This window comes from Flavobacterium sp. LM5, from assembly GCF_002017945.1.
Taxonomy (GTDB): domain Bacteria; phylum Bacteroidota; class Bacteroidia; order Flavobacteriales; family Flavobacteriaceae; genus Flavobacterium; species Flavobacterium succinicans.
In genome coordinates, this window is sequence record NZ_MUFX01000038.1 from 1 (window position 1) to 3,826 (window position 3,826).

At 28.9% G+C, this 3,826-nt stretch carries 6 protein-coding genes; all 6 read left to right on the top strand.

Translation table 11 applies throughout. The features are described from left to right. Positions 1–135: 135 nt before the first annotated feature. The 6 genes from BXU11_RS18465 to BXU11_RS17110 all read left to right on the top strand — a co-directional run bounded on the left by BXU11_RS18465 (position 136) and on the right by BXU11_RS17110 (position 3,754). Entirely contained in the window at positions 136–318 is a 183-nt protein-coding gene (locus tag BXU11_RS18465; RefSeq protein ID WP_255373962.1) for a hypothetical protein, read from the top strand. Further along, positions 284–445 carry a tyrosine-type recombinase/integrase gene (locus BXU11_RS18470; RefSeq protein WP_304529064.1) on the top strand — a complete coding sequence of 54 codons (162 nt, stop codon included), beginning with the start codon at positions 284–286 and terminating at the stop codon, positions 443–445. The genes BXU11_RS18465 and BXU11_RS18470 overlap by 35 nt, the downstream gene beginning before the upstream one ends. A gap of 676 nt (positions 446–1,121) precedes the next feature. Then, positions 1,122–2,543 (top strand): P-loop NTPase fold protein, encoded by a 1,422-nt coding sequence (locus BXU11_RS17095; RefSeq protein ID WP_078213377.1) that lies wholly within the window; start codon positions 1,122–1,124, stop codon positions 2,541–2,543. Beyond that, positions 2,450–2,848 carry a hypothetical protein gene (locus BXU11_RS17100; protein ID WP_078213378.1) on the top strand — a complete coding sequence of 133 codons (399 nt, stop codon included), beginning with the start codon at positions 2,450–2,452 and terminating at the stop codon, positions 2,846–2,848. Before BXU11_RS17095 ends, BXU11_RS17100 begins: the two co-directional genes overlap by 94 nt. A gap of 284 nt (positions 2,849–3,132) precedes the next feature. Then, positions 3,133–3,324, top strand: coding sequence for a hypothetical protein (locus BXU11_RS17105; protein WP_078213379.1), 192 nt, complete (start codon positions 3,133–3,135; stop codon positions 3,322–3,324). Between the two features lie 109 nt (positions 3,325–3,433). Further along, positions 3,434–3,754, top strand: a complete 321-nt coding sequence (locus BXU11_RS17110) for a hypothetical protein (RefSeq protein WP_078213380.1) — start codon at positions 3,434–3,436, stop codon at positions 3,752–3,754. Positions 3,755–3,826: the final 72 nt, after the last annotated feature.

Consider the following 3,826-nt stretch of genomic DNA (forward strand, 5'->3'; position numbering starts at 1 on the left):
TAGTTGTGGGTTACGTTGTGGTGAGTTATTATCCTTGCAACCAGTACATATTGACTCCAAGAGAAATATAGTATTAATCAAAAATGCAAAGGTAAAAAAGACAGAATCGCTCCTTTATCTCCCAAAATATTAGAAATGCTTAGAGAGTACTATAAAGCATACCAACCTACTAACTATTTGTTCGAAGGGCAAAGTAAAGGACAACCTTATGATGCCAGAAGTTTACAACTCATACTCAAACAAGCCCTTCGAAAAACAGCAATCCCTAAACCGCTACTTTACATTGGTTGCGCCACAGTTTTGCCACTCATTTATTAGAAAGTGCACCGATTTACGATACATTCAAGAATTATTAGGCCATAATAGTAGTAAAACCACCGAGATTTACACTCATGTTAGTACGAAAAGTTTGCAACAAATTAAAAGTCCTTTTGATGATTTGTAAGAAAAAAAATAATATATTTGAAAAACAATTAAGCGAAACCAACCTTCGCATAGCCACCCAAATATAGGTGTATATACGAAGGTTTGTTTCGTGTATATGCTAGTTGGAGGTAATTGGACCGTGCCACTTAGACTACGACGTTTTTTCACAATGAATTTTCGGGATATTTTTTTGGGATGTTTAGAAGAATAAAGCATTTAGGCTTCAAGTCTTTCGATTGGGAATCGTAGAAAGTTCACTTTCAATACGTTTGACAACGTAAAAGACTTGGCTAAGTTATCGAAAATAAATGACAAAGTCAATACTATATTTATTTTTGCTAACTTAAACATCACCAAAAAAATAGAGCCCTAAAACCCCTATTATTGACTTCGCCTAGCAGGCTTGCTAAGCGCAATAAATAATTGGTTTCATTGAATAGCATTGTGTTGAAAAAAAAAGAGAGGAGTAGTCTATCCAACTCCGTTACTTAATTAAGCGATGGTTGTGCATAATTAAGTAACTACCCCCAACAGCGGCTATGCAAAATGCCTTCCGCTTTTTTAGATAAAAATAGTACAAATTAAAAAATTTGGCTATTTTAGCTATCATTAGTGAAGCGGCGAAAGAAGGCACTTCGCATAGCCGCAAACGTTAGCCGTTATTTTCGCTCACCACACTAAAAAGAGAATTCATAATGAATACTGAAAACATAAAATCGATATTTAATGATTATTTAAAAACCGAAAATACAAATTACGCTTTAATGCTAAATGGTAATTGGGGAAGCGGAAAATCATTTTTTTGGAAAAATACACTTAAAGAAATAGTAAAACAAAACGAGTATAAAGAAATCTATATTTCATTAAATGGGATAAGTAAAATTGAAACATTAGAACATATGTTATTTATTAAACTAATTCCTTTCATAGGAAGTAAAGAAAGTAGTTTATTGAAAAACACAACAACTCTAGTTACAAACGTTATTAATAAAGCTAGTTCATATTTTCTTAAAAGTAGTATAAGTGATATTTTCAAAGGCGTGAGTGTTGATGCTTTTAATTTTACAAAATACATAATTTGCTTTGATGATTTAGAAAGAAGTCAGATTCCTGTAAAAGAGGTTTTAGGATTTATCAATAATTATGTAGAACATAAAAATTTAAAAACTATAATACTTACTGATGAAAAAGAGATTGACAAATCTCAAAAAGATAAAAGCTATAATAACATTAAAGAAAAATTAATTGGTAGAATAATAAATTTCAAGCTCGATATAAAAGAAACATTACCCAAGTTATTAATAAAATACAAAACTTCAAATCCTGACTTTTATGATTTTTTAGTAAAACATGAAAAGTATACAACTGATATTTTGGTAGAATACGAACAACAAAACTTGAGAACTGTTAGTTTTTATTTAGAAATTTTAGCAAAAATTCATCCAATAATTTTAAACCAAAATGAAAAATTTATAAAAGAAATAATTCTCTTTTCTATTATAGTTACAATAGAATTCAAAAGCGGAAAAATTACTTCTAAAGAATTTGAAAACTTTGAAGAATTTGCAGGCTATAATAAGTGGTCAATTTTGTCAAGAACTTTGCTTAAAAAAAATGGACCAGATGGAGAACAAACAAAATCAAAAAAAGAAATATTTAACGAAACCTATTTAGATAAAAGACAAGAGGAATATGCTTTTTACCCTTCAATTTATTCTTTTATTCTTTCAGGATATTTGAATGAAGAAGGTTTAAAAACACAATTAACAAATAAAAACAATGCTGAATTTGGCAAACCAGAATCAATTGCATTCAATACTTTGCTTAATTACAAATTTAGAATGCTTTCTGACAATGATTTTGAGAAATTATGTGTCGAAGTAAAATCTTATGCCGAAAAAGGAGATTACTCTTTATATGACTATTCACAAATTGCAAATTTTTATTATTACTTTGAAGAAAATAAATTAATAACGCTTTCTAAAAAAGAAATTAAAGAATTTATTATTAAAGGTTTAACTGAATGTTCAAAGAGAAAAGAAATAAGCCAAAGCGTTTTGACAATCTATTCCATTTCAAAGCAGACAATGATCAAGTTGCTGAAATCAGGGAATTAATAAAAGAATTTCATAATAAAATTAAAAAAGAACAAGACGCTAAAAAAAGCAATGAACTTATCAAATATATTGAAAACAATGATGAAAAGTTAATAGATGAGATATTCCAAAAATTCAATCTATCAACTGACTTGTTCAAATATATAGTTGCAGATACATTATTCTCAAAAATAGTAAATGCAGAGAACCAAACAATTGAAACCATTACTGAACTACTTGGTTCTCGTTATACTTCTACAAACATTGGAGAATATTTATATAACGATAAAGCATTATTAAAAGACTTGGAAACTTTTACTGAATAAACACTTAAACGAAAATACTCTAATGAGACCATTAAAAAAGTTTACAATTAAAAATTTAATAACAGAATTGAATAAAGTTTGTGAACATATTGAAAAAACAAAAAGAAATAAAAAAAAACAACGGCTAACAGCCGTTTCTCGCAATTGCGAATTTTGTGGTAAGTTCACGTATACGTTTCGCAAGAATTTTTATCTTTAACAGAAAATAATTCGTTCCGAACTTCGCAACTGACGAGAAGCGGCGGAACGTTGTAGGCTATTTTGGAAAAAAACCGTATAATTAAATGAAACTGAAGTATAAGAACTACGAAATTGAGGTATTTGACGAGCCAAACTACACTCTAAATTCAGTCGATAATTTAAGATTCTATGACAAAGTTTATTTTGAAGGTGAACATCAAGAAGACAGATTTATCCGAACAGCAAGCACGCAATTATTGTTAAAGAATTTGAAACCGAAATTTCAAGTGCTATAATTTGTGAAGTTGGCGGAGGAACTGGAATATTTGAAAATTCTTTTATCATTGAGGATGACAAAATTTGGATTCGAGTTTGTAATAAAATTTACTGTTAGAAATACCGACTTTGGAATTACAATGGAGAAGAGAATTTGATTTTGCTACGGTTTTTGAATTTTATAAAATTGAAAATGATTTCATTACTCGTGGCGAATTAGAAATTAAAAGAATCACAAGAAATGGAGAAATAGTTTGGAGTTTTGGAGGAAGAGATATTTGGGTAAATATTGAAGGTAAAACTGAACTAAAAATAGAAAATGATATAATCAGATTATTTGATTTTGAATCGAATGAATATTTGATAAATTTCGACGGCAAATTAATCGAGGATAATCCTAAAATAATATCAAAAGAACCCAGAAAAAAATGGTGGAATATATTTAACTAAATAAATAAAAACAGCCTACAACACACGCTACAAGCAATTTGGGTATTAGGCTTAATTTGAAATTGGTTTTGT

Bases quoted from the DNA above. Each gene is read 5' to 3' on its own strand.
- BXU11_RS18465 (WP_255373962.1), top strand. From the start codon at position 136: ATGCTTAGAGAGTACTATAAAGCATACCAACCTACTAACTATTTGTTC.
- BXU11_RS17095 (WP_078213377.1), top strand. From the start codon at position 1,122: ATGAATACTGAAAACATAAAATCGATATTTAATGATTATTTAAAAACC.
- BXU11_RS17100 (WP_078213378.1), top strand. From the start codon at position 2,450: ATGTTCAAAGAGAAAAGAAATAAGCCAAAGCGTTTTGACAATCTATTC.
- BXU11_RS17105 (WP_078213379.1), top strand. From the start codon at position 3,133: ATGAAACTGAAGTATAAGAACTACGAAATTGAGGTATTTGACGAGCCA.